This window comes from Sporosarcina sp. FSL K6-2383 (assembly GCF_038618305.1).
In the GTDB taxonomy this organism is placed as follows: Bacteria; Bacillota; Bacilli; order Bacillales_A; family Planococcaceae; genus Sporosarcina.
The window spans coordinates 693,872-717,232 of sequence record NZ_CP152017.1; the positions used below are offsets into that span (position 1 = coordinate 693,872).

At 40.2% G+C, this 23,361-nt stretch carries 24 protein-coding genes; 10 read left to right on the top strand and 14 right to left on the bottom strand.

Annotated features, from left to right (window positions below; all coding sequences use genetic code 11):
* Positions 1-26: 26 nt before the first annotated feature.
* A complete protein-coding gene (locus tag MKZ10_RS03680) occupies positions 27-410 on the top strand; it encodes a VOC family protein (protein WP_342507968.1) in 384 nt (127 codons plus the stop codon).
* A 76-nt stretch (positions 411-486) separates the two neighbouring features.
* Here MKZ10_RS03680 and MKZ10_RS03685 read toward each other — a convergent pair whose 3' ends face one another.
* Positions 487-1,386, bottom strand: coding sequence for a Gfo/Idh/MocA family oxidoreductase (locus MKZ10_RS03685; protein WP_342507970.1), 900 nt, complete (start codon positions 1,384-1,386; stop codon positions 487-489).
* A 248-nt stretch (positions 1,387-1,634) separates the two neighbouring features.
* Between MKZ10_RS03685 and MKZ10_RS03690 the strand changes: the two genes are divergently transcribed.
* The gene (locus tag MKZ10_RS03690; RefSeq protein ID WP_342507972.1) at positions 1,635-3,116 is read left to right on the top strand and encodes a globin-coupled sensor protein; all 1,482 of its coding nucleotides are present in this window, start codon (positions 1,635-1,637) and stop codon (positions 3,114-3,116) included.
* Positions 3,117-3,192: 76 nt separating this feature from the next.
* On the opposite strand, the gene MKZ10_RS03695 is transcribed toward MKZ10_RS03690, so the two are convergent.
* Positions 3,193-3,441 carry a hypothetical protein gene (locus tag MKZ10_RS03695; RefSeq protein WP_342507975.1) on the bottom strand — a complete coding sequence of 83 codons (249 nt, stop codon included), beginning with the start codon at positions 3,439-3,441 and terminating at the stop codon, positions 3,193-3,195.
* 201 nt (positions 3,442-3,642) lie between these two features.
* Between MKZ10_RS03695 and MKZ10_RS03700 the strand changes: the two genes are divergently transcribed.
* Positions 3,643-4,377: a sulfite exporter TauE/SafE family protein gene (locus MKZ10_RS03700; RefSeq protein ID WP_342507976.1), complete on the top strand. Its 735-nt coding sequence runs from the start codon at positions 3,643-3,645 to the stop codon at positions 4,375-4,377.
* Positions 4,378-4,443: 66 nt separating this feature from the next.
* On the opposite strand, the gene MKZ10_RS03705 is transcribed toward MKZ10_RS03700, so the two are convergent.
* Complete coding sequence (locus MKZ10_RS03705; RefSeq protein WP_342507978.1) at positions 4,444-5,277, bottom strand: TetR/AcrR family transcriptional regulator; 834 nt, start codon at positions 5,275-5,277, stop codon at positions 4,444-4,446.
* A gap of 100 nt (positions 5,278-5,377) precedes the next feature.
* Between MKZ10_RS03705 and MKZ10_RS03710 the strand changes: the two genes are divergently transcribed.
* Positions 5,378-8,467, top strand: a complete 3,090-nt coding sequence (locus MKZ10_RS03710; protein ID WP_342507979.1) for an efflux RND transporter permease subunit — start codon at positions 5,378-5,380, stop codon at positions 8,465-8,467.
* 53 nt (positions 8,468-8,520) lie between these two features.
* Here MKZ10_RS03710 and MKZ10_RS03715 read toward each other — a convergent pair whose 3' ends face one another.
* Entirely contained in the window at positions 8,521-9,339 is an 819-nt protein-coding gene (locus MKZ10_RS03715) for an aldo/keto reductase (RefSeq protein ID WP_342507981.1), read from the bottom strand.
* 514 nt (positions 9,340-9,853) lie between these two features.
* Here MKZ10_RS03715 and proS point away from each other — a divergent pair.
* Positions 9,854-11,293, top strand: a complete 1,440-nt coding sequence (gene proS / locus MKZ10_RS03720; protein ID WP_342507983.1) for a proline--tRNA ligase — start codon at positions 9,854-9,856, stop codon at positions 11,291-11,293.
* A gap of 175 nt (positions 11,294-11,468) precedes the next feature.
* Here proS and MKZ10_RS03725 read toward each other — a convergent pair whose 3' ends face one another.
* Positions 11,469-12,560 (bottom strand): beta-eliminating lyase-related protein, encoded by a 1,092-nt coding sequence (locus MKZ10_RS03725; RefSeq protein ID WP_342507985.1) that lies wholly within the window; start codon positions 12,558-12,560, stop codon positions 11,469-11,471.
* Positions 12,561-12,850: 290 nt separating this feature from the next.
* On the opposite strand from MKZ10_RS03725, the gene MKZ10_RS03730 reads away from it, so the two are divergent.
* Both MKZ10_RS03730 and MKZ10_RS03735 read left to right on the top strand, forming a co-directional pair.
* The gene (locus tag MKZ10_RS03730) at positions 12,851-13,432 is read left to right on the top strand and encodes an RNA polymerase sigma factor (RefSeq protein ID WP_342507987.1); all 582 of its coding nucleotides are present in this window, start codon (positions 12,851-12,853) and stop codon (positions 13,430-13,432) included.
* The gene (locus MKZ10_RS03735; RefSeq protein ID WP_342507989.1) at positions 13,425-14,189 is read left to right on the top strand and encodes a DUF4367 domain-containing protein; all 765 of its coding nucleotides are present in this window, start codon (positions 13,425-13,427) and stop codon (positions 14,187-14,189) included. Before MKZ10_RS03730 ends, MKZ10_RS03735 begins: the two co-directional genes overlap by 8 nt.
* Positions 14,190-14,214: 25 nt before the next feature.
* Here MKZ10_RS03735 and MKZ10_RS03740 read toward each other — a convergent pair whose 3' ends face one another.
* The 7 genes from MKZ10_RS03740 to MKZ10_RS03770 all read right to left on the bottom strand — a co-directional run bounded on the left by MKZ10_RS03740 (position 14,215) and on the right by MKZ10_RS03770 (position 19,506).
* Complete coding sequence (locus MKZ10_RS03740; protein ID WP_342507992.1) at positions 14,215-14,727, bottom strand: DUF6147 family protein; 513 nt, start codon at positions 14,725-14,727, stop codon at positions 14,215-14,217.
* 170 nt (positions 14,728-14,897) lie between these two features.
* Positions 14,898-15,140: a hypothetical protein gene (locus tag MKZ10_RS03745; RefSeq protein WP_342507993.1), complete on the bottom strand. Its 243-nt coding sequence runs from the start codon at positions 15,138-15,140 to the stop codon at positions 14,898-14,900.
* Between the two features lie 21 nt (positions 15,141-15,161).
* Positions 15,162-15,980, bottom strand: a complete 819-nt coding sequence (locus MKZ10_RS03750; RefSeq protein ID WP_342507995.1) for a purine-nucleoside phosphorylase — start codon at positions 15,978-15,980, stop codon at positions 15,162-15,164.
* A 111-nt stretch (positions 15,981-16,091) separates the two neighbouring features.
* Complete coding sequence (locus MKZ10_RS03755; protein ID WP_342509992.1) at positions 16,092-17,276, bottom strand: DHHA1 domain-containing protein; 1,185 nt, start codon at positions 17,274-17,276, stop codon at positions 16,092-16,094.
* A 322-nt stretch (positions 17,277-17,598) separates the two neighbouring features.
* The gene (locus MKZ10_RS03760) at positions 17,599-17,946 is read right to left on the bottom strand and encodes a hypothetical protein (RefSeq protein ID WP_342507997.1); all 348 of its coding nucleotides are present in this window, start codon (positions 17,944-17,946) and stop codon (positions 17,599-17,601) included.
* Positions 17,947-18,214: 268 nt separating this feature from the next.
* The gene (locus tag MKZ10_RS03765) at positions 18,215-18,973 is read right to left on the bottom strand and encodes a hypothetical protein (protein ID WP_342507999.1); all 759 of its coding nucleotides are present in this window, start codon (positions 18,971-18,973) and stop codon (positions 18,215-18,217) included.
* Positions 18,973-19,506: an RNA polymerase sigma factor gene (locus tag MKZ10_RS03770; RefSeq protein ID WP_342508001.1), complete on the bottom strand. Its 534-nt coding sequence runs from the start codon at positions 19,504-19,506 to the stop codon at positions 18,973-18,975. The genes MKZ10_RS03765 and MKZ10_RS03770 overlap by 1 nt, the downstream gene beginning before the upstream one ends.
* A 181-nt stretch (positions 19,507-19,687) precedes the next feature.
* Here MKZ10_RS03770 and MKZ10_RS03775 point away from each other — a divergent pair, with 181 nt between their 5' ends.
* The 3 genes from MKZ10_RS03775 to MKZ10_RS03785 all read left to right on the top strand — a co-directional run bounded on the left by MKZ10_RS03775 (position 19,688) and on the right by MKZ10_RS03785 (position 21,534).
* On the top strand, positions 19,688-20,230 hold the full coding sequence (locus tag MKZ10_RS03775; RefSeq protein WP_342508003.1) for an NADPH-dependent FMN reductase: 543 nt from the start codon (positions 19,688-19,690) through the stop codon (positions 20,228-20,230).
* A gap of 124 nt (positions 20,231-20,354) precedes the next feature.
* Entirely contained in the window at positions 20,355-20,873 is a 519-nt protein-coding gene (locus tag MKZ10_RS03780; RefSeq protein WP_342508006.1) for a sigma-70 family RNA polymerase sigma factor, read from the top strand.
* Entirely contained in the window at positions 20,866-21,534 is a 669-nt protein-coding gene (locus tag MKZ10_RS03785; protein WP_342508008.1) for a hypothetical protein, read from the top strand. The genes MKZ10_RS03780 and MKZ10_RS03785 overlap by 8 nt, the downstream gene beginning before the upstream one ends.
* A gap of 78 nt (positions 21,535-21,612) precedes the next feature.
* On the opposite strand, the gene MKZ10_RS03790 is transcribed toward MKZ10_RS03785, so the two are convergent.
* Positions 21,613-22,176, bottom strand: coding sequence for a GNAT family N-acetyltransferase (locus tag MKZ10_RS03790; RefSeq protein ID WP_342508010.1), 564 nt, complete (start codon positions 22,174-22,176; stop codon positions 21,613-21,615).
* A 96-nt stretch (positions 22,177-22,272) separates the two neighbouring features.
* A complete protein-coding gene (locus MKZ10_RS03795) occupies positions 22,273-23,160 on the bottom strand; it encodes a DMT family transporter (RefSeq protein WP_342508012.1) in 888 nt (295 codons plus the stop codon).
* Between the last annotated feature and the right edge of the window lie 201 nt (positions 23,161-23,361).

The window sequence follows — 23,361 nt, forward strand, 5'->3', positions numbered from 1 at the left end:
CGATAATAATTTTGGAGGGGATTTATATGAAGATTGAACATGTCGCACTCTACGTTACGGACTTGGAGAAAATGCGGAGTTTTTACGAGACTTATTTTTCAGCCACATCGAATGACAAGTACCATAACCCTACAACGGGATTGGAAACGTATTTTTTGTCCTTTGATGAAGGTAGCAGACTCGAATTAATGACTCGAACAGATATGATTTTACAAGATAAGCCGATGTTTCGGACTGGTTTTACCCATCAAGCTTTTTCACTAGGTTCTAAAGAATTGGTCGATCAATTAACCAGTCAATTAAAAAATGATGGATACACAGTCATAAGTGGGCCTAGGACCACAGGTGATGGCTATTATGAAAGTTGTGTGTTGGACCCGGAAGACAATCAAATCGAACTCACGAAATAGTATGGAGAGGGTGACTACATTCAAATTAGCGTAATTGCAGTCACCCAATTATACTGTCTTGCTAGGTATGAGACATTTAGCCAAGTGTTTCTACAATCTTCTCAGCAATTAAATGCGCTTGTAAATCTCTTTGATAGTGATTTGGCGACACAGAACCATCTGTAACGGCCTCCAGGAAAGTGGCGATGACACCATGAAAACCACGTTTTTCAAGGGTTGGCTGCCAATCATCGCTACCTAAAGTGAGGCTGTCTTTATCAATATGAGAAATGACTTCATTGACATTTATAACCTTGCGCGTTTCAGTAGCACTCATGACTTCGACTTTTTCCTCAGAAGTACCTGCTTCACGATTCATAATCCCGATTGCTGTCCCTTGCGCCGATTCCAGCTGAAGCACAACATGATGGAGCAACCCATTTTCTTGTTTTCCGCGCACACGGATATCCTCAATCGGATAAGGGAATAAATCGAGCAGTGTATCAATCACGTGTATGAAATCATCAAACACAAACTGTCGTGCTTCCCCTGCGTGATGGCCTCGATTTTTTTGCATGACAATCATATTCGGTTCGGCCAATTCCTTTAGCTTCATATAAGGAGGGGCATATCGCCGATTGAAGCCAACCATTAATAGTAACCCTTTACTTTCGGCTTTTTTCATTAAACGTGTCGATGACTCTAAGTTATAAGTGATAGGTTTATCGACATAGACATGAATACCGTTATCGAGTAGCTTATCAATGATGCTTTCATGGGATTCAGTTGATGAATGGACAAACGCAGCTGTAATTCCACTCGCTAGCCATTGGTCGATATTCTGATAGAGATGCTGAATCGAATACGTTTCGGCCATTTCCTTTAATGTTTCTTCATTTCTAGTGCAAACATGGAGTTCAATTCCTTTTGTCTGGGCTAATACTGGCAAGTACGCCTTTTTGGCAATATCACCAATTCCAATCATTCCAATCTTCACTCAATCACTCCTCACTGTATGTAGACTTATCTTACAACATTTGATGTCTGTATGCCTATATCTGACTTTTGGGAACTGATACGGCATTGATCTATTATCGTATTGCTGGATGATGATTAGACAAAAGGTTCCGCAGCGATTCTACCTTTTTGGAGAACCTTTTTTTGTGATTCTTGATATATATCAAGTGATTATCATTCTCAACGGAGTATTGTTAAGAAAAGCGATACTAACTGGAGGGAATAAAGATGATGTTTGCCAAAACGAAAAGTTATAGAACGGTGCTAGCGCCTATTCAAGAAAGTGATATCCATATTAAGGCTGCTAATCCGAAGATTCGGGAGCTGTTAAAACTAACGCAGCTGACTCAACAAGACCTCGTGAGCTTGAAGAAAATTGATGATATCATGGAAGAACATGCGTTAACAATTGCAGATCGTCATTATGACATGATCATGAATATACCCGAAATTAAGGAGATTTTTGTTCAGCATTCAGTGAAAGAACGCTATACGGCAGCTATTCAAAAGTATTATAAACAGCTAACGAAGCCGACCCTCGATGATGCTTATATTGATTATCGAAAATTGATAGGCCAAATTCATAGTAGAATCCATCTAACTGATGAGTGGTATATCGGTTCCTATATTCGGGTATATGAGTATTTACTCCCTTATATTATCGCACGATTTGCAAAATCACCTGTCGAATTATCCGAGATTTTAGTAGCCTTGAACCGCATTATTACATTCGATAGTTTAATCGTGCTGGGGGCCTATCAGGAAGCCAATGACTATAGCATGGTTGAAAAAATTAATAAGGTTATGGAGTATGTGATTGGAGTCGACCAAGTGAAAGACTTGAAAGATGATGTCGATACGACGATAGGGGAGGCTGAAAATGTCAGTGCATCTGCTCAGGAACTGAGTGCATCCGTTAGAGAAGTCGCTGATCATGCAGTTGGTGTCTCCGAAAATACGGAGCAAATGGTTGAGGAAGCAAGAGTCGGACAGGAAGTCATTGAAGTATCCTTAAATGGATTTTTGGCTATGGGTAATGATTTTGCTCATACGAAGACTAAAATAGATGCATTGGTGGAAGAGGTCAATGATATTTCGCAGGTCGTCGATTTTATTAAAAATGTTGCCAATCAGACGAATTTATTGGCATTGAATGCATCTATTGAAGCGGCAAGGGCGGGGGAAAGCGGAAAAGGCTTCGCCGTCGTTGCCAATGAAGTTCGAAACCTGGCGGAGCAGACGAAAGAATCGGTCGATAAAATTTCAACAGCCATTACGAAAATGCAACAGGAATCAGTCCAAGTAGGCTTGATTGTAGAGGAAATGTCTACCCAATTAGGTGGAAGAATATCGCAAACAAAAGAAGCCATTGCGACATTAGATCAAATTATTATGAAGGTCCATAAAGTCGGAGATGCAACTGGAACGATTGCAGCCATTGCGGAGGAGCAATCTGCGGCTACACAAGAAATTACGGCGCGAATTGGGATTGTCCATGAGCATACGGAAAGAATTAAAAATCAGTCCGATCGAACGGGTGAGTCTATTTTCCATGTAAGCTTGGAGGTCGACAAGCTGCGGAAAAAGACAATAGAGGAAATTCCCGAACTAACACCAACGCAGCTTGAAAGAATCGCGCAAACGGAAAGCTTGATGGCGCGATGGTGGGTTTATAATGCGGAGATGGGCTATCGTCACAGTGATAGATGATATGATTTATTAGAAAAAAGTTGAATGTACGCACAAAAAACGCCAAACAGTAAAATGTTCGGCGTTTTTTCGTGTGTTAAGAATACAATTTGACCTTTTGTTCATTTTCAAATAAAAGAAAATGGGCATTCCCCACTTTTTTCTCGATATAGTCAAGTGAATAGTGACCGAATGGATCTGCCAAATCTCCAATTGCCCGGGATAGATTATCAATTGTTTGATGTAACGTTTCAAATTGCCTCGACTCATTCCCTTTATTCATTTCATCCATAATTTCATGGGCCAGGTGTTGAATTCGACGTAAGCGCATTTCCTTTGTTTGCATGATATCCTCCTCTATCTATCACTAGCTATTGCCTCACTATATGGCGGATGGGGAGTGTTTATGATTGGATGCTATGCAGTTGGGTAGAGTTATTGCCATTCACTTTTTGAATGGTTTTACATTCATACAATCAAATTTACTTATGGAGGTATGAGGCATATGCTAGTCATATAGAGAGTTTGATCGAAAGAAGGATGCCTTATGGAATACATTATGCTTTATTTCATCGGTTTTGCCGCAACGACGCTCGGTACATTAGCAGGGGGCGGAGGACTTATCAGTTTGCCGGCCATGTTACTGATGGGGTTGCCCGTTCACTCGGCGATTGGGGCTAACAAGGTAGCGAATACAGTGAGTTCTTTTTCGAGTTTTTTTGTCATCTATAAAAATAAAGAGGTTACAGTTAAAGAAGCACTGACGGTTGTGCCACTTAGCTTAATGGGTGGAATTACGGGTGGGGTGATAGCCTCCTACTTAAAAGAGGAATGGATGATTGTCATTGCGATTGTGTTGCTGACCTTTGCTTTCATCACTTCATTTCTAGGTAAAGCGGACTTTGACGGCAGTGAGTCGTTCCGTGTTACGAAGAAGAGTGCGGCTTCCTTCTATGGTATCGGGATTTACGATGGTGTATTTGGTCCAGGAAGTGGGACACTTGCATTGTATGTCTATGCACGATTGAAAATCTCTTATTTGAGGGCAGTTGGGCTATCGCGTATCATGATTTTTTCAAGCTGTTTCGGGGCGTCCATCAGTTACATATCGACCGGAAAAATTATATGGCCACTTACGATTGCGTTAATGTTGGGATCAATCAGCGGTGCACAGCTCGGTGTTCGACTTGCGCGGAAATTAAAAGCGAAGCATGTAAAACCAATTCTCCGGGTTGTGACAGTGCTATTAATCGTACAAATTGCTGTTGAGTATTTTGGATAAGCTTTAGAATGAAAAAGAGCTGCATCAAAAGTCGATGATCATCGATTTTTGATACAGCTCTTTTTGTTAGAATTTAAAGTAATTTCGAAGTAGATAAGAAATCCATTTACAATGGGGATGAGTATGAATGTTTTCCAGTAATCCCTTTACAAGAGCAGGGCTTAACGTTGGTTCAAGGAGCTGCTGCTTGAGCAGGACTAACGATTCTTTTTCAATAGACTCCTCAATTTCTTGTATAGTTTGTTCAAGGATTTCGAGGATCTGATCCTTCGTTGTTTCTTCCTTTGTTGGTAATTGACGCAGTTGAACTAGCTCAGTTGAAATAAATGGGGTCGTAATATGTCTAGCAAGTATATTTGTTTTTTCTACAAGTGACCTGGCTAGCAAATCCAAGTCCAATGGCAAGTCATAGAATAAAAATAACTCCGAATAGGTTTTCATAAAACCTTTCACACAGTAAATTACATCGTGCTTTATCTGTTTAATCTCATCGCCGTATAATCGTTCAACCATCGTTAAGATTACTTTATCCATTGCTTGATCGTAAATACGGCTCTTTAGGATGAGTTCTTCGTTAAATGATCGCATTTGTTCTTTAATAAAAATTTTGGCGAAATCAGCATGCCTATGAAAAGAATTGAAAATGGTGTAATAAAATTTGTATAAAAGCTCTTCATCATCTTTTGTGCTGTTGACCATGTAGTCAATATCTGAGGTGAATTTGATCATAAAGTAATCAATCAATGCTGAAATTAGTTCGTCCTTTGATTTGAATGATAAGTAGAAGGCGCCTTTGGAAATTCCGCAGTGCTCAGTTATTTGTTGGATAGAAGTTGATTCAAAGCCTTTTTCTGCGAAAAGCTCCAAAGCCTTTTCCATAATCAATTGTTTTTTTATCATCGCTATATAATCGCTCCTAGGTCTTTTCGTTGACATCTGACTAGATAGTCATTAGTATAAATAAATGAGTTCAACAAGTCAAATAAGGGTAGGTGTAAGAGTGAAAGGCTTAGTCAATTTTGTTTTAAAGAATAAATTAGCCGTATGGCTGCTAACAATCATCATTGTTGTATCTGGTATTTACTCGGGTACTAAAATGAAAACAGAGACGCTTCCAGATATTTCGATTCCATTTTTAATGGTGATGGATGTCTATCCAGGAGCCACTCCTGAGCAAGTTATGAATGATGTCTCTATTCCATTGGAGAAAGCAGTGGAAAATCTTGAACATGTGAAATCCGTTTATTCGAATTCGTATTCGAATATGTCAAATATTCAAGTAGAATACGAATATGGCATAGATATGGATGAGGCGAAACGTGCATTAGACTCTGCGCTTGATGCAGTGTCTCTTCCAGAAGGAGCACAAGCACCAACAATTACGGCAATTAGCATGAATATGATGCCAGTTGTCGCGCTAAGTGTAAGTAGTACGACAGAAGATATTGTTGAACTAACATCAACGGTAGAGGAAATCTTACTTCCGAAAATCGGGAAAATCGATGGGGTTGCGTCTGCTACTATTACAGGTCAGCATATTGAAGAAGTGCAACTTACGTATAACGATGACAAGATGGCTGAACTTGGTATAACGTCGGATTCAGTTAAGCAAATGATTCAAGCAAGTGATCTAGCTGTATCATTAGGTATGTACGAATTTGAAGAAGGTGAGCAGGCTGTTGCAGTAGATGGCAAGTTCATGACAGCGGATGAATTAAAGGGAATGCTTATCCCGGTGACGCCATCTGCAACAAATCCATCACCATTTGTGAAACTTGGCGATATCGCTACTATTGAAGTAGTCGGTAAAGTACAATCGGTTTCACGTACCAACGGTGAAAACGCGATTTCCATTCAAATTATTAAAGGTCAACAAGCAAATACAGTAGATGTTGTAAACGATGTGAAGGAATTAATTAAAGATGAAGAGAAAATAATCGACGGCTTGGTTATCGATGTATCACTTGACCAAGGTGCTCCAATTGAAGAATCGGTTTCCACGATGATTGAAAAAGCACTATTTGGCGGGGGAATTGCGATATTAATCATCCTTCTCTTCCTGCGTGATATTAAATCAACGATTATTTCAATCGTATCGATTCCAGTTTCGATTTTCATGGCTTTACTGCTACTAAACTGGATGGGGATTACGTTAAATATCATGACGCTTGGTGCGATTACGGTTGCAATCGGTCGTGTCATAGATGACTCAATTGTTGTCGTTGAAAATATTTATCGTCGTCTGCATTTGAAAACAGAGAAATTATCAGGTCGAGCGCTAGTGCGTGAAGCGACAATTGAAATGTTTAAACCAATCATGTCTTCAACACTAGTAACAGTTGCGGTATTTGCACCACTTATTTTCGTTGGTGGTATGGTCGGCGAGTTATTCATGCCATTCGCTTTGACAATGACGTTTGCGTTAGGCGCTTCGTTACTTGTTGCGATTACAATTGTGCCAGCATTATCTCACTTCTTATTTAGGAAAAAGCTTTATAGTGAGAAGACGACTAGCCGTCACAAAGAGGTTGGTAAACTAGCAGCATGGTACAAAGGTATTCTAGCATGGACACTCAACCATAAATGGATTACTTCAATCATTTCCATTGTTTTATTAGCTGGAAGTGTGGCGTTGACGCCATTAATTGGCTTCAGTTTCATGGGTAGTGAAGAAGAAAAAGTGATGTACTTAACGTACACGCCAGAAACAGGCGAGCTAATGGAAGATACGTTAGTAAATATTGAAGCTGTGGAACAAGAGCTATTAAAACGCAGTGATATTGATATTGTTCAATTGTCTGTTACAGATGCCGCTGATCCGATGGCAGCTATGATGGGCGGAGGTTCAAATGGTGCGTTAATGTTCCTCATCTTTGATCCAGATATGAAAAACTTTGCGGAGGCTCGCACTGAAGTTGAAGAGTATGTCTTCAACATTGGCCAAACTGGCGAATGGAAGAGCCAAGACTTTGCTTCGATGGGCATGGGGGCTACAAATGAAGTGAGCTACACGTTCTATAGTGAAAATTTAGATAGACTAAATGAAGCTGTAGGTATGGTAGAGGGCGTTATGCTTGAAAATAAGCGCCTGGAAGATGTTTCTTCAAGTGCACAAGACGCATATGTAGAGTATAAACTTAAAGTAGAGCAAGATGAATTGTTGCAGTATGGATTAACAACGGGGCAAATTGTTATGGCGTTAAACCCGATGCGAACGCAAGATGTCTTAACGACGATTGAAAAAGACGGTAATTCATTAAAAGTAATTGTGCAACAAGAGGAAGCTGTGCAACCAAAATCAATTGATGATTTACTGGCAACAGAAGTACCGACAGCGCTTGGTACGACTATGAAGCTTTCTGAACTTGTTGAAGTTAAAAAAGGAACAACGCTTAATGCTCTTGCCCGAAGCCAAGGGGAGTATTATGCAACGGTTTCAGGAAAAATCCTAGATACGGACATTTCAAAAGCGACATCAGAAGTAGATAAGGCCATTGATAAATTGGACTTACCGAAAGGTGTTGTTGTTGGTACAGCTGGTGTTGCTGCAGATATGACAGAGACATTTACACAACTGATTGTGGCAATGTTGGCGGCAATCGCAATCGTGTACTTCATCCTAGTAGTTACATTCCGTGAGGGTGTTGCACCATTTGCGATTCTAGTTTCATTACCATTTGCGGTTATTGGCTCATTTGTTGGTTTGTTAATCGCAGGTGAGACGATTTCTGTATCTGTGATGATGGGTCTACTGATGCTGATTGGTATTGTCGTCACGAACGCGATTGTACTTGTAGACCGTATTATTCGTATGGAACGCGAAGGTTTGAAAATGCGTGATGCAGTTCTTGAAGCGGGTGTAACACGTCTACGTCCAATCCTCATGACTGCAATTGCTACAATCGGTGCGCTGATCCCATTAGCAATTGGATCAGGCGGCGGTGGAGGCTTTATTTCCAAAGGCCTTGGTATTACTGTAATCGGTGGGTTAATCAGTTCAACGCTATTGACGTTGATTGTTGTACCGATTGTTTACGAGATTTTATCGAAGCTGTTTAAGAAAAATCGTGTAGATATAGAAGAAGATTGATTGAATAGCCCTACAAGGAGATGAATTCCTTGTAGGGCTATTTTTTCACATTATTAATTTACTTCATTAGGATGACGATTTACCCGAAGGTTTTGATCTAATGTAGCGATTTTTGCCATATTTTCCTCGGTTAGTTCAAAATTAAAGACATCGAGATTTTCTATGATTCTTGAAGGTGTTACGGATTTAGGAATGGCAATGACGCCCGTTTGTAAATGCCAACGTAGAATGATTTGTGCTGGTGTTTTCTCATGTTGGGCTGCGATATTCTGAATCACTTCGTTTTGTAATGCATCTTTCCCGTTCATAAGAGGGCTATATGCCTCTAGCTTGATGGAATGCTTATCGCAAAATGCTTTAAGCTCCTTTTGTTGTAAGTAAGGATGGCGTTCTACCTGATTCACTGCCGGAACGATTTCACATTCGTCCAAAATACGTTGCAAATGTTCAACTTCAAAGTTACTGACACCAATTGCTTTTACGCGCCCGTCTTTATAGAGCTTTTCTAAAGCTTTATATGTTTCGACATACTTATCATGTAAAGGTGTTGGCCAATGTATGATATATAAATCCACATAATCCAAGCCAAGTTTTTCGAGGCTTGCATCAAATGCTTGCAATGTACTTTCATAGCCATGGTCGGCATTCCATAATTTTGTCGTAATAAATAATTCATCTCTTGGAATTGTAGTTTCTGCAAGCGCTTTACCGACACCTACCTCGTTACGATAAATCATAGCCGTATCAATCGAACGATAACCCGCTTCCAGTGCATGTTCGACAGTAGTTGCTGCAATCTCATCCGGAACCTTCCATACCCCGAATCCAAGCTGCGGCATTTGTAGACCGTTATTTAGTGTAACATTCTCCATGTTATCCTCACCCTTCCGACTATTCTGAATCTAGTTAAGCATACTATTCAATTCCTCTTATTGAAAATAAAAAGCCTACCTATCGAGTCATTGTATAAACAGCAAGTATTTGTTATATTATAAGCAATAGACAATCTTTGATGTGACCGAGTAAATAAGAATTGTGAACCAGAGAGTATAGCGATTTGCTGAGAGCTAGACCACCGCTTCTTATTGAAACCAACCACGGAGATGTTATGCCAACATAACCGAGTCGTTTTCGTTATCAAACGTTTTAGAGGGCTCGAATGCATTCGAGCTAAACTAAGGTGGTACCACGTCCATTCAGCACAAAGACGTCCTTATATAAGGGCAAATTTGTGCTTTTTATTATTTTTATTCAGAAGTCCACTGAATAAAAATAATAGCCTCCGGCGGATGTCACAGATTTTGAAAGGAGTTAATCGAGCTTGCTCGATTCAAAATCTGGACGCAATCACGCCAAGGCGTAATTGATTAAGAGGAGGAGAAATTAATGACTAATCTACAAAAAACAGACTTTTCAAAATGGTATATTGACACGATTCAAAAGGCGGATTTAATGGATTATACACCAGTACGTGGATGTATTGCCTTCAAACCGGATGGCTATGAAATTTGGGAGCATATTCAAGCGGAGATGGATCGACGCTTTAAAGAAACGGGACATCGCAATGCATACTTCCCGATGTTAATTCCAGAATCATTCTTCGAAAAAGAGAAAGATCATATCGAAGGATTTTCACCAGAGCTTCCTTGGGTAACAGAAGCAGCAGGTGAAAAATTGGAAGAGCGTTTAGCATTGCGTCCAACTTCTGAGACGATGATTGGTCACCTGTATTCTGATTGGATTAAGAGCTACCGTGATCTGCCTGTGTTAATCAACCAATGGGCGAACGTGTTCCGTTGGGAAAAGAAAACACTGCCGTTCATTCGTACATCTGAATTTCTATGGCAGGAAGGGCATACTGCACATGTGGATGAAGATGAAGCACGTGCGGAAACAATGCAAATGCTGAACATCTATAAAGAAGTTGTTGAAGAGCTGTTAGCGATTCCAGTATATGATGGTCAAAAAACACCTTCTGAACGTTTCGCGGGTGCGGTTGACACGTATTCTATCGAAGCGATGATGAAGGATGGTAAAGCGGTTCAAGCCGGAACTTCACATTACTTGGGCACAAAATTTGCGGAAGCGTTTGATATTAAATATTTAAATAAAGAAAACAAGCATGAATTTGTTCATACAACTTCATGGGGAACATCTACGCGTTTAATTGGTTCTGTTATCATGACGCATGGCGATGAGCAAGGTCTTGTATTGCCTCCACGCGTTGCACCAACGCAAGTTGTATTAATTCCAGTAGGTCCGTGGAAGAAGAACCCTGCGATTATGGAGAAGTTAGATGAAATTTTTGCAGCATTAAAAGCAAAAGGTATCCGTGTTCGTTTAGATGATTCCGATCAATCGCCGGGCTATAAATTCAATGAGTGGGAGCTAAAAGGTGTTCCTGTTCGAGTTGAATTAGGACCACGTGATTTGGAGAATAACCAAGCACTCATCAAAGCCCGTGACGAAGGCGAGAAAGAAGCCGTCGAGCTTTCTGCACTTGTTGCACGCATTGAAGAAGAACTTGTAACGATGCAAGCACGTTTACTCGAAAAAGCACGCGCATTCCGCAAACAGCATTCACATACGCATGTTGATTCAATTGAGCAACTAGCAAGCCATATTGCTGATTCAACTGAAAAAGGCGAAATCCCAGGATGGATTCTTGCAGGTTGGTGTGGAGATGACGCTTGTGAGGAACAAGTGAAGGAAGAAACGAAATTCACAACACGCAACATTCCATTCAATCCACCAGTAGAGAAATCTAGCTGTATCAATTGTGGAAAAGAATCGAAGCATACGGTGTGGTTCGGCCGTGCTTATTAAAGAATAGGAAAAAGCTCCACTCGGGCAACAATTGAGTGGAGTGTTTTTGTATTTAGAAAAAGTTTTGAAACTTTGAAAGCTCTAGCAACGTAAAGATTTCAAGGAGCGATGGAAAATGGTCTCATTTCTACTATTTATATAATTTCCAAAATATCTTCGACGTGAATGACACCCATCAGTTGTTTTTCATGAGTTCATCAAGTTGCTTAAAGGCTCGCTTTATAGATTCCTTTGGCACATCCGCGTACAAATCGCCTATATTGACTTCAAAAGCACAAGTCGTTTCATCGATTTCTTTTAAATGGCCTGTTATACCGATCCCTGTTAGCTGTTGAACTTTAGTCAAAATGGGCTCCGCTTGTTCTTTTGCTTGATGGAAGTGGACATGAAACATATTTGAAACAGGAATGAGAGGTAAAGTTGATATTGCATGGCAAGAATTAAAAAGTTCAGCGAGCTCTTTTGCATCTTCATAATATTGCTGCATTTTGTGTGATCGTAGCTCAAAATAATAATCCGCTGAGATGATATAGGGATACAAACTTATCAAATCACCGCCATAGCGCCTTTTCCATGTTGTAGCTTGTGTTATAAAATCTTGGTCGCCAGCTAAAATAGCTCCTGCAATTCCTCCAATTCCTTTATATAACGATAGATAGACGCTGTCAAAAAGTGAGCAAACTTCAGCGGCAGACTTTTGGTAATAGGGCAGTACTTCTAGTAAACGAGCACCATCGAGATGCAATTTTATACCCTTGCCGCGACAATGTTTTGAAATTAGTTGAAGTGTTTCAAAGCTCGGTAATTGCCCTCCTATTTCACGCTGGGGCAACTCCAACAAAACACATGCAATATCTTTTTCCATCTCCAGGATATCATCCAATTCTATTACATGGTTTTTGTCGCCAAGCAATACCGCTTCAATTTTATGTAATTCTTTTAACCCGTCTTGTTCGTGAATTTCCAAATGGCTCAGTGGATGATAAGCAACTTTTCTTATTCCTTTTTCGTCACACCAGATGCGTAGAGCAATCTGCTGAGCCATCGTTCCGCTAGGAAGAAAAATCGCTTTCTCTTTACCTAGTAATAGAGCCATTTTTGCTTGGAAATCTTCAATAATTGGCCCTTTTCCATATATATCACTTTCCAAATTATCCTCTATCTTTTGAAAAGCTTTTTTTAAAACTTCGATATTGCGTTTTCCATGATTGGTCAATTGGTATTTGGTTTGGCTATATGCATCTTGTAATGGACTTGTTTGATTCATAATCTGTGCTCTCCCGTCCTGTTTCAGAATACTTGAATTATACTATATCTTATATGAGAAAATAATCTTTTTTCATATGGAATCGGGTTTTTTCGTGAAGAAATCTTTCTTGTTCTTTTTAAAGCCGTTACCTAACATTATCAAATTGCTTAAGGTATTTTGGCTGATATGTCAATCAAGTTGTGGGAATACTTCAATATCCTTGTAAGCAAGTGTACAATAGAAATGATTGCAATAATATTTGTCTAATTTACATACATAATTTTATGAGCAGATGGGAAGTGAGAGAGTTGCTGAATAATATTTTCCGGAGAAGTAAGCAGCAAAATAGAGAGGCAGAGCGAATTATTTTTGAACAATACTATAAACGCGTCTATTATGCGGCTTATCGGGTTATTAAAGATCAGGACTTGGCGGAGGATATTACCCAAGAAACGTTCATGAAGGCATTTAAAAATTTACATACGGTACAAGATGTAGAAAAAATGGGTGCTTGGTTATCAATAATCGCCACACGTACGGCGATTGATCATCTTCGTCGTTTGAATAGATGGAATGATTTCACGACTTCAGACGTCTATATAGATACAGGGGCAGATGTAACACGGTTGGATCATATCTCGACGGTGGAAACAGGACTTGAGAAGACTTATGTGAAGGAGCTGTTACTTGAGGAAATTGATAAGTTAAAGCCAGATCATAAGGAAGTACTGCTATTATTCTATCATCATGATTTGACATATGAGGAAATTGCTACATTATTGGACGTTCAGCTTGCAACAGTGAAATCCCGAATGTTTCGTGCGAAAAAGAAGTTGAAAGAATCGATTGAACAACAGCCTGAATTGATGGAGGTGATATCGCATGGCTGAATCCAAAAAGCAGAACTTGGATCAACTGATTCGGGAAGTTTTAGATGAACAGATGCAGGAATTACCTTTACCAAGATTATCTGCGGCAGAGGCATGGAGAAAAATGGAGAACAAGCAGCAAGAAGCATTCCGTAACCCTAAAAGAAATCTTTTTTCAAAAAAGGTTATCGTAGCTGTTGCCTCTATTTTTATAGTGCTAATTGTTGTAGCCTATCCGCAAGAAGGAGGAGCCTATAGTCGGTGGAGTGAGATATTCCACAAGGTGCAAGGCTCTATTGTACAAGTGTTTGGAAGTTCAGCTGGGGATACAGATATTGGAGATGAAGGTGGCAATTCTGGTATTTTTATCATTGAGGATTCAGAAACTAATACCCAGGAGATGAGCTTAGAAGAGGCACAGAAGGTAACAAATTTCACGATTCATATCCCTACAGTACCAGCCGGCTTTCAATTAGAAAAGGTTATTGTGACGCAAGAAGGAGATCAAATGAGTAACGAAGTTTACCTACAGTATGTTAACGGCGAGAGTGAATTTACAGTAGTCGAGAAGAAACTAGCCGGGCACTATGCTTTTGGTGGAGTAGCGGATAGTGAGGACACCGCCGTAGAAGAAGTGTTAATAAGTGGCCAGACAGCGAATATCCTGTCATTTAAAGATGATGTGCGAAAAATTACTTGGCTAACACAAACGAATTACTTTGAGATTGAAGGAAAGTTGACAAGGGAAGAAATTATAGGAATAGCAAAATCAATGTGAAACGGGGGCCTCTAGAGGCCCCCGTTTAATTTACATAAACTTGGTTGGATATACTTGTTAATCGTTCAAAGACTCCATTGTGGATAACATCATGCTGTGCCTTGATTCGATAAGAGTAGCCAGCGCTTACTTTGACTTGCTTGGAATATGAAACAGAATTGGAACTATAATTTGATTCAGGACCAATGGTTACAGCATCTAGCCATTTGCTTTGCGCTGGACTCCATTGTTGTAGTAGCAATGTTATCTTGATCGTATTTACAGAAATATAGGCATTCGTACTTCCGCTTACTCTTAGGGTTGTTGAATTAGGGAGCAGTTCAATTAATGATTGACCGCTTCTAACATATTGAGTGGCAAAAGGCGTAATGTCGTAGTAAATATTTTCTGATTTATCCCCCGAGTAGTCTGTTAGAATGACTTTGGGAGATATAGTAGATATTGATTCTTTTTCAGCAGCCAAACTGTCATGTGCGATCCAACCCATTGTTACAATTGCAAATAGTAGTAAAAGTATTGCCCGGTTTAGTAATTTCATTGCTCTCTCACTCCTAATAGTTGTAGTTACATAGTTAACGAATGGGACGGAAGAATTGTTCCATTGTAACTATAGTCATGTATGGTAGTGTTTCTCACTCAATCACGGGATAATACATAGCAAAAGCTAGGTTCTGTGTGGAGAACCTAGCTTTCGTATAATGAATTATGCTATTTTCTACTTGATTTTAAGTTTAATTTTTTGCTCAATTTCTGCATGAGGAAATAAGAAATGGCAGCTGCTAAAAGAATGGCCAATGTCGGTGCGAAGGCACCTATCTTATAGACCACATCGTTTTTTACAGAAGTGATGTCTGGCTGATACATCGCAGTTAAAACGGCTCCTACAGAAACTTGAAGGATCACGTATACTACCATGAAAATGGCAAGAAAGATTGCATACTTTTTTAACATAATTTACCCCTCACTTCTTGGTTAAATTGCCTTCAAAACATTTTTAATCAGATGTACAAATGAATTGCGAGATTTGGCAGCTACTGCAATCACATCTTCATGACTTAAAGGTTCATCTAAAATGCCAGAGGCCATATTTGTTAAGCAAGAGATACCCAACACTTTCAGTCCGGCATGGGTTGCTACGACAGCTTCAGGTACTGTTGACATTCCAACTGCATCTCCACCTAAAATACGAATCATGCGGATTTCGGCAGGCGTTTCGTAAACAGGACCACTCCACCAGCCGTAAACCCCTTCGCGCAGCGTAATATTATGTTCCTGAGCTACTTGTAATGCTGTGTTCCGTAACTCTTTGTTGTAGATTTCAGAAGCATCTGGGAAGCGTGTCCCTAAATCATCATTATTTTTACCAATCAACGGATTGATACCTACTAAATTAAGATGATCCGTGATCAACATTAATTCACCTGGATTAAAGTCAGTATTGACCGCACCACAAGCATTTGTGACAATCAATTTCTCTGCCCCTAATGCTTTCATGACGCGGACAGGGAAGGTCACTTCGTCTAACGAATAGCCTTCGTAAAAATGGTAGCGTCCTTTCATAGCGATAACCGTTTTACCTTCCAATTGACCAATGACCAGCTCATTTGCGTGCCCGACTGCAGCTGATTCCGAGAAAAAAGGAATGTCCTCATAAGGAATGACAACACTGTTAGTGATTTCGTCAGCAAGGCTTCCCAATCCTGAACCTAGAATAATTCCTATTTCAGGAATAGCTGTTGTTTTACTAAGAATATAATTTTTTGCTTCTACAATTTCTTCTGTTTTATGCACGGGGAGTGCCTCCTTTTATTTGATAATCAATACCTACTTTTAGCATCTATGAAAGTTTGCAGTACTACTAGTATAGCACGGCGAATACTAATCACCTTGTTGTTAAATGCTTCAGATTACTTGCTCAATCATAGCTTGCACTAACTCCTCCGCAGTCACTAGCTGCTCCCCACCACCTTGTACAAAGGCATCATTGCCGCCACCTTTGCCGTTAATGAGGGGAAGTGCAGTAGCTGAAACTTTCTTCATGCTTACTTCGATGGAAGCCCCGCGTGCTGCGACAAACTGCAGTCGTTCTTCATTGTCTGCGACGAGAAGTGCAATGACGTTCTCATTTTCTTTCACTAGCAGTTTGGCAAGCTTCTGTAATTGTTGAACAGTCCGTCCTGTAAATACTGCTTTGACAACGCCTTGTTGTTGTGTGTTTAACAGTTCTTTTGCTTCAAATGTTAATAACGTTTCCTGTACTTCTTCCAGTGATTTTTCAAGTGTATGATTAGTAGTGAGCAGTTTTTCAATGGCCCCAGCTACACCGTCCTCGGGTGCATTTAACAATTGAGATGCTAACGTTAGCTGCTGATTTTTCTGCTGTAATTGCTGCAGCACACGCATACCACAAACAAAATGCACACGCACTTTGCGCTTTTGCTTTTCAGTCGATAAAATCTTCAAGCCATTTACTTGGCCTGTGGAACTTGGATGTGTCCCTCCGCAGCCGTTATCATCAAAGTTCGGAATAATAACCAACCGAATTTCATCTGTCACAGCCACTTGTTTGCGAAGAGAATACTGGTCAAGCTCATCCTCCGTCACCCATTTCGTTTCTATTTGTCTATTTTCGAGGATGATGTCATTCGCCAATCGTTCCACAGCTGCCAATTGTGCAGGCGAGACCTCTTCTACATCCAAATCAATCGACACAATCTCTTTCCCTAAATGAAAGCTAACCGTTGGAAAATCGAACAACTCCACAAACGCCGCTGACAAAATATGTTGCCCCGCATGTTGTTGCATATGATCGAAGCGACGCTCCCAGTCGATAATACCCTCCACTTCATGAGTAGAACTAAGCTCTTCTACCAACGTATGTCGGATTTCACCATCTATTTCCTCTACATGTAGCACTGGAATACCATTCAATGCTCCTGTATCAGAGGGCTGTCCCCCACCTTCGGGATAAAAAGCCGTATTATCCAATACGATATAAGGTTGCCCTTGCTCATCCTGCGTAGCTTTGATGACGTTCGCCTTAAACGATTTACAATAGGCATCTATGTAATACAACCGATTTTTCAACATTTTATCGACTCCCACTAGTTGTTTTGTTTATTTTACCACGGATGAAAAGGTTTGATTCGAAATCATCATCAATTAAGTCTAGGCGTAATTGCGTCCAGATTTTGAATCGAGCTTGAGGCCAGCGCGATGCTGGTCATGCAACCGTTGCGACAGGACGTGGCGGTCTTAACCTGCGTTCCGCTTTGTTCAGCCGGCTTTTGGACAACTGCTGAACAGGAAGACGAAACCGCATTCATCTCGCCATAGAGGTGGGAGTCTTTTGCTGAACAAAGATAAAAACACATAGCCTTTAGCATGGAATTTGCTAAGGACTATGTGTTTAGATTGATAGGTGTTTTTTTTTAGGAAAGGACAACTTTATGAGTAACTTCTCGTAGTTCTCCGACCAGATTTTTTTCATTAATAGTGTTAAGAACAATAGGCAGAGCAAAAGGATTAAAGAAAGAATACTTGTCAGTCGGAAGAAAAATGTTTCCGAAAATCCACCGTAGCCAATGGAAACCATAATACTACTGACAAGAATAAGTGATAAGACAGGAATTAGCTGGAAAAACAGATCACTATTTCTTTTTTTGAGAAACCGCATCATATAAGGAGAAAGTAAAGCAATCAGCAGTATATAGAATAGGATAACGAGTAAGTCGATGACGATTATGAATCCATCCATCACTATCGTGACCTCCTTGGGAGAAGGATATAGTTCGATCCTTCTTTAAAAAATGGTTTATTAAATCTATACCCGAGGATTCCCGTTATTATGCACGACTATACTCAAATTTTTTCTTTTGGCTGGTGGCGGTCATAAACTTGCTCAAGGCGGTCATAAAGATATCCGTGGCGGTCATAATGGGACGCAAGGCGGTCACAAAGTTCCCTGTGCCGGTCATAAATGGGTCTGGAGAGGAGAGCTGACAACGGACGCTCTCCTTTGCCAATTATTCAACTATCTCAAAGCTCTCCAACATATGATGGAATCTTGCACCATGGCCTTCTGCTGCTTCGAGGAAGTAGTGTTCTGTAATGACGAAGCTGCCTTCTTTGCCATTACTGATTACGTAAGCTGTGACGACTTTGCTTTTTGCGTCATTACCTGCCACGCCGTGCAACCAGAACCCTTCAATTGGTTCGGTTACTGTTTCGATTGCCCGCAGCTCAGGGAAATCTTCTTTCAATTCAGCTTCTATTTTACCCACAAGATCTTCTGGTTTTTCATCTGCAACTTGTTTAATATCCATCGTTACTTCTGGATACTGTGCTGGAAGTGGCTCGATTGTTGTAATGGTGTCGCTATCTTCACCGTTTATCATTTTGTAACGTGTTTCATCGAGGTAAATCACATAATCAGAGTTTGTTCCTTCGTTCAAATGAACGTCGGTTTCTTCATCTTGACCTTCAATGCTTTGAATGATTTCTTTTTCTGGGACGAATAAATCCTTAATGCCTTTCATGAATGCCATTCCTGTATCTGTTGTTAAGCTGAATACGATGGCTAGGGCTGCCGCCGCTGTTAGGATAATGGGAATTACACGACTTTTCTTGTTCTTATTCTTTTTCTTCACATCTCCTCTGGATTGTGGCTCTTCGCTGAATAATTCTTGTTCTAGACTATTCCATATTTCTTCTTGTAGGCCATAGGTTTGTTTTTTAGTCTGAATATCTAAAGCTTCTTTTGCTTGCTTATCGATGGGATTCATTATGAATCAGCCTCCATTTCCGTTAAATCCAGCTGTTCTTTAAGTCTTTTTCTCCCTTTGAATAACCGCGATTTCACGGTGTTATGATTTAGCTCGAGAATGTCTGCAATCTCTTTTTCGCTAAAACCCTTGATATATTTTAAAATGAGTGGAATCCGATGTGCGTCATCCAGCGATTGAATCGTATCGTATAAAACGGATAGATGATCGAAGGATTGTTCAGCTAGGGATGGGTCATTTTCTAAATCAGGATGCTCAAACTTGGAAAGTGGTGCCTCTTTCTTTAATAACCGAAGGCATTCATTCGTTAAAATTCGATAAAACCACGGATCAAATGGTAGCGCTGGATTATAGCTACTTATTTGTCGATACACACGGATGAATGTTTCCTGCACAGCATCTTTCGCCATTTCGCGGTTGCGTGTGATGGTATAAGCTGTCCGAATCGCATAGTCTGCATAGGCCTCATAAAAATGGCGGAAGGACTCTTTATCCCCAGCCTGAATGTTACAGATCCAGTCGTTGGTCTTCACTTTAGCTTCACTCCTTTCAGAACAACCGTATTTCGCTGCTCTTACTATACTTACCCGCATAAGCTTGAAAAAGTTTTCGATGAGGGGAAATTTTTATCACCTGAGCATTAAATAGTATGCTGATGGATGAAGTTGTGTAGAATACAGGTTATGAATAAAAAATTATAGGGGAGAGATACATATGAAAATTATAGCGTTAGTCGGAAGTTTACGGAAAGATTCATTCAACATGCAGTTGGTGAAAACAATTGAAAAGAGATATGGTCATCTATTTGGGATAGAAATTGCGGATATTGGTAGTCTTCCACATTATAATCAGGATGATGAAAAAAAACCTTCGGAAGTAGTAAATCAATTTAAACAACAGATTGCGGAGGCAGACGCAGTCATTATCAGTACACCCGAATTTAACTGGTCTGTACCGGGAGTTCTACAAAATGCATTGGATTGGACGTCAAGAGTAGACCGTCCGCTTGTTGGAAAACCTGTTCTGCCGATGGGAGCCTCACAAGGGGTGCTTGGTACTGTAAGGGCTCAATTGCATTTACGCCAAGTGTTGATGAGCATGGGCGTTAATGCGAAAATTATGCCACCTGCGGGCAATGAAATCTTTATCGGAGCGGCGGGACAGAAATTTACAGATGGTGCACTAACAGACGAAACGACACTTCAATTTTTAGATCAAGTGATTGATAGATTTGTCGCTTTCGCGAAAGAGCAGTAATGTAATCTACGGTGAAAACCGCCTCATTGATTTCGAGTGTAGAAATCAGTGAGGCGGTTTTTTATGTTAAATGAATCAAAGCCATGTTAACAGTCGTCTAATCTTTTGAGGGGAGGGCAAGGCTGTGTTCATTCAAGATAGTGATGCTCTTTTAAATCAGCTCATGCAAGACTATGGAAATGAGTTGAAAAGAATTGCTTATTTGTATGTCAATGACCATGCTGAATGTGAGGATATTGTACAAGAAGTCTTTATCGCTTGCTATCAAGGCTTATCCACGTTTCGGCAGGAGTCGACCTATAAAACTTGGCTCATTCGAATTACGATTAATAAATGTAAAGACCATAAAAAGCGCTGGAGCATAAAGAATATGATCTATAAGCCGGCCATTTATCCGTCAAAAACAAATCAATCGTCAGAAGCATATGTCATACAATGGGAACATACCAATGAAATCGTGGAGCAGCTAGCAAATCTACCTGGAAAGTATAAAGAGGTTCTCATTCTCTACTACTATCAGGATATGACTATGAAAGAGATTGGTGAGGTTTTGAATGTCGGTATAAATACTGTGAAATCAAGACTACTACGAGGGAAAGAAGTACTTAAAAGTAAACTTGAAAGGAGTATTACCCTTGAATAAATTCGATAAGAAAGTTTCAAAAGAAGTGAAGAGTTTCTTGGGTGAAAATATAGAATTTACGACTGGGGAAACTGAAAGAATACGACGAAAAGCAAAGATGCCTGTACAGCGGTTTAACCTTGTTTACTGGATTGTTTTGACCGCAACTATTAGTGTTTCTAGTCTATTAGCTTTGTCGTTTCTACCTAAGGATAATCAACAAGCTGGACAACAAATCCCGGACTTTGAGCAGTATAAAGGAGAGGCTTTAACAATTGGTGTGATCGGCAATCCACCAAAGGTTAGGGAAAAAGAATTAATACACTTTGAACCATTGACTTTTCAAGACTTGATAGATGGTAAATTAGGCAGTGCAGATGCCGTTTTTATTATGAAAGAAAAATTAATAGAGGCATCTGAAAGTCAGTATGCTCGTGTTTACTTGGAGGCAAGTGTCCCTTTCTTTTTTATCGAATCAACACAAGGAATAACTCCGTTTACTGTCTCAAGTATGCGTTATCGAGAATCACCCGAATATGCCCGGAATACTGATTTTGCATCAGGTTATAGAGCCTTGGATCGAATGCAATTTGGGTTTGGTTTGTACAATGATATTAAAAATGCGCAAACGATAGCTGGTACTTATTCGGAAATATTTGAAAGAATCGATCAGTTTAAGTAGGAGGTGTTGCAAATTAAAGAAACATACTACAGCCACCCTCATGAGTATGGATGCGGTATGTTTCTCCGTTGTTTCAAATTAAACTATTTTCACCATATGATGAAACGGTTCACCAACGATCGTCCAAGGAGATACGATTTCATAGCCGAGGCGTTTATAAAGACGGATGGCAGATTCTTTTTCAACTTCGACGTTCAAGGAAAGTTTTTTGATGTCCTTTTGCTGTGCAACTTCTTCTGCATAGGTGAATAGTTGAGAGCCGATTCCTTTACCACGAAACTCAGGATCGATGCAAACCGTGTCGATATACAATTCATCCGCCAATGATTCTGCATCGACTTCAGTATTCGTAGCACCCTTTTTAGCAAGCCAATCACTTAAATTTCGATCGAGTGCAGGAGCATCTTTACCTGGGTACAAAACCATGATTCCTGCCACAGTACCGTTTAGTTCTGCAATATATGTATAGAGGTAGGAATGCCGATTGTCATTCCGCTTGAATAATTCGCATAGTCCTTGCTCTACCAAATTCCATTCGGTTTCACCTGTCATACGTTTGGCGATATCACCAATCGCATCGATAATGAGGGGTGCAGCATTCTTGGCATCGGTCGGTTGGGCTTGTCGTATAGTGATTTTCAAATTTAAAAACTCCTTTGTCTGTCATCATTATTGTAACAAAGTGTCTGCATTTGAGAAAAGTAAACAGCCCACCGCGAATTGCGATGGACTGTTAGGCTACCTGTTATATTTCAAACGCCGCTGCGCCAAGGTTGGCAAAGTCATGCCGATTAAGATGATAAGAATGCCGACAACTTGGAGAGTTGTAAGCGTTTCGCTCAGCAAAATGACAGAAACAGTGACGGCGACGGGTAATTCCATCGCACTTAAAATCGACGTCATCGCTGTACCTACTTTCGGCACGGCAATAGAGAATAGATAAATTGGAATAACAATCCCGAACAAGCCGAGGATTAAACCGTAAACCCATAAGCCTCCTGCGAACAATGTCCCATTCCACACGATTTCTGGCGTTTGGAAAAAGAAGATGGCAATTGCTGCAAAGAACGATGTGAACAGCAGACGCGTTTCAGTATCCATACCTTCAACTTGTCTTTGGTTAATCATGACGAATGACGCGAAGCTGACAGCTGAAGCCATTCCCCATGCCCAACCTTGCCATGGAATACCGCTAAGATCTGCATCAATTACACCAGCAGCCAAAATCGTTCCGGCAAAAAGGAATAATAATGAAATGACTTCAACCCGTTTTGGAAGGCGTCGTCTCGCGATACAATCGAATAACATACCAATCCAAGTGAATTGGAATAACATGACAACGGCAAGTGATGCAGGCATATATTCAATCGCTTGCCCATAAACAGTCCCAGTTGTTGCTGTAAATAAACCCGCAAGAAGTAGCGTATAGCCACCTCCGAATTTCGGAACCTTATGTCTAACGATTATAAAAATAATAAGAGCTATGAAAAAACCGACGAAGTATTGGCTCGTTACCGCTTCCGCAGCACTGAAGCCATCTAGAATTGCCAGTTTAATAATTGTTGAAAGAATTCCGTAACAACTCGCCGCAAAGACGATGAGTAACGGGTACATCCATTGTTTCATAAAAAATCCTCCATTCTAGTCCATTCGATAGTATAGCACGGTTTGGTGAAATTAAGCATGTCTGAAGTCTGACCTCTCTGTCTTGAATTGACCCTTTCTGTAAATTAGGTTCCATGATACGATAGGGAAAATGACTTTATCTAGATAAAGTCTCCGGTGGATGCCGCGGATTTTATAGGGTAACTTAGGAAAGCGATCATG

Excerpts from the sequence above, each read along its gene's own strand:
- MKZ10_RS03680 (WP_342507968.1), top strand. The coding sequence starts at position 27 with ATGAAGATTGAACATGTCGCACTCTACGTTACGGACTTGGAGAAAATG.
- MKZ10_RS03690 (WP_342507972.1), top strand. The coding sequence starts at position 1,635 with ATGATGTTTGCCAAAACGAAAAGTTATAGAACGGTGCTAGCGCCTATT.
- MKZ10_RS03695 (WP_342507975.1), bottom strand. The coding sequence starts at position 3,441 with ATGCAAACAAAGGAAATGCGCTTACGTCGAATTCAACACCTGGCCCAT.
- MKZ10_RS03700 (WP_342507976.1), top strand. The coding sequence starts at position 3,643 with ATGGAATACATTATGCTTTATTTCATCGGTTTTGCCGCAACGACGCTC.
- MKZ10_RS03705 (WP_342507978.1), bottom strand. The coding sequence starts at position 5,277 with ATGATAAAAAAACAATTGATTATGGAAAAGGCTTTGGAGCTTTTCGCA.
- MKZ10_RS03715 (WP_342507981.1), bottom strand. The coding sequence starts at position 9,339 with ATGGAGAATGTTACACTAAATAACGGTCTACAAATGCCGCAGCTTGGA.
- proS (WP_342507983.1), top strand. The coding sequence starts at position 9,854 with ATGACTAATCTACAAAAAACAGACTTTTCAAAATGGTATATTGACACG.
- MKZ10_RS03725 (WP_342507985.1), bottom strand. The coding sequence starts at position 12,560 with ATGAATCAAACAAGTCCATTACAAGATGCATATAGCCAAACCAAATAC.
- MKZ10_RS03735 (WP_342507989.1), top strand. The coding sequence starts at position 13,425 with ATGGCTGAATCCAAAAAGCAGAACTTGGATCAACTGATTCGGGAAGTT.
- MKZ10_RS03740 (WP_342507992.1), bottom strand. The coding sequence starts at position 14,727 with ATGAAATTACTAAACCGGGCAATACTTTTACTACTATTTGCAATTGTA.
- MKZ10_RS03745 (WP_342507993.1), bottom strand. The coding sequence starts at position 15,140 with ATGTTAAAAAAGTATGCAATCTTTCTTGCCATTTTCATGGTAGTATAC.
- MKZ10_RS03760 (WP_342507997.1), bottom strand. The coding sequence starts at position 17,946 with ATGGATGGATTCATAATCGTCATCGACTTACTCGTTATCCTATTCTAT.
- MKZ10_RS03765 (WP_342507999.1), bottom strand. The coding sequence starts at position 18,973 with ATGAATCCCATCGATAAGCAAGCAAAAGAAGCTTTAGATATTCAGACT.
- MKZ10_RS03775 (WP_342508003.1), top strand. The coding sequence starts at position 19,688 with ATGAAAATTATAGCGTTAGTCGGAAGTTTACGGAAAGATTCATTCAAC.
- MKZ10_RS03795 (WP_342508012.1), bottom strand. The coding sequence starts at position 23,160 with ATGAAACAATGGATGTACCCGTTACTCATCGTCTTTGCGGCGAGTTGT.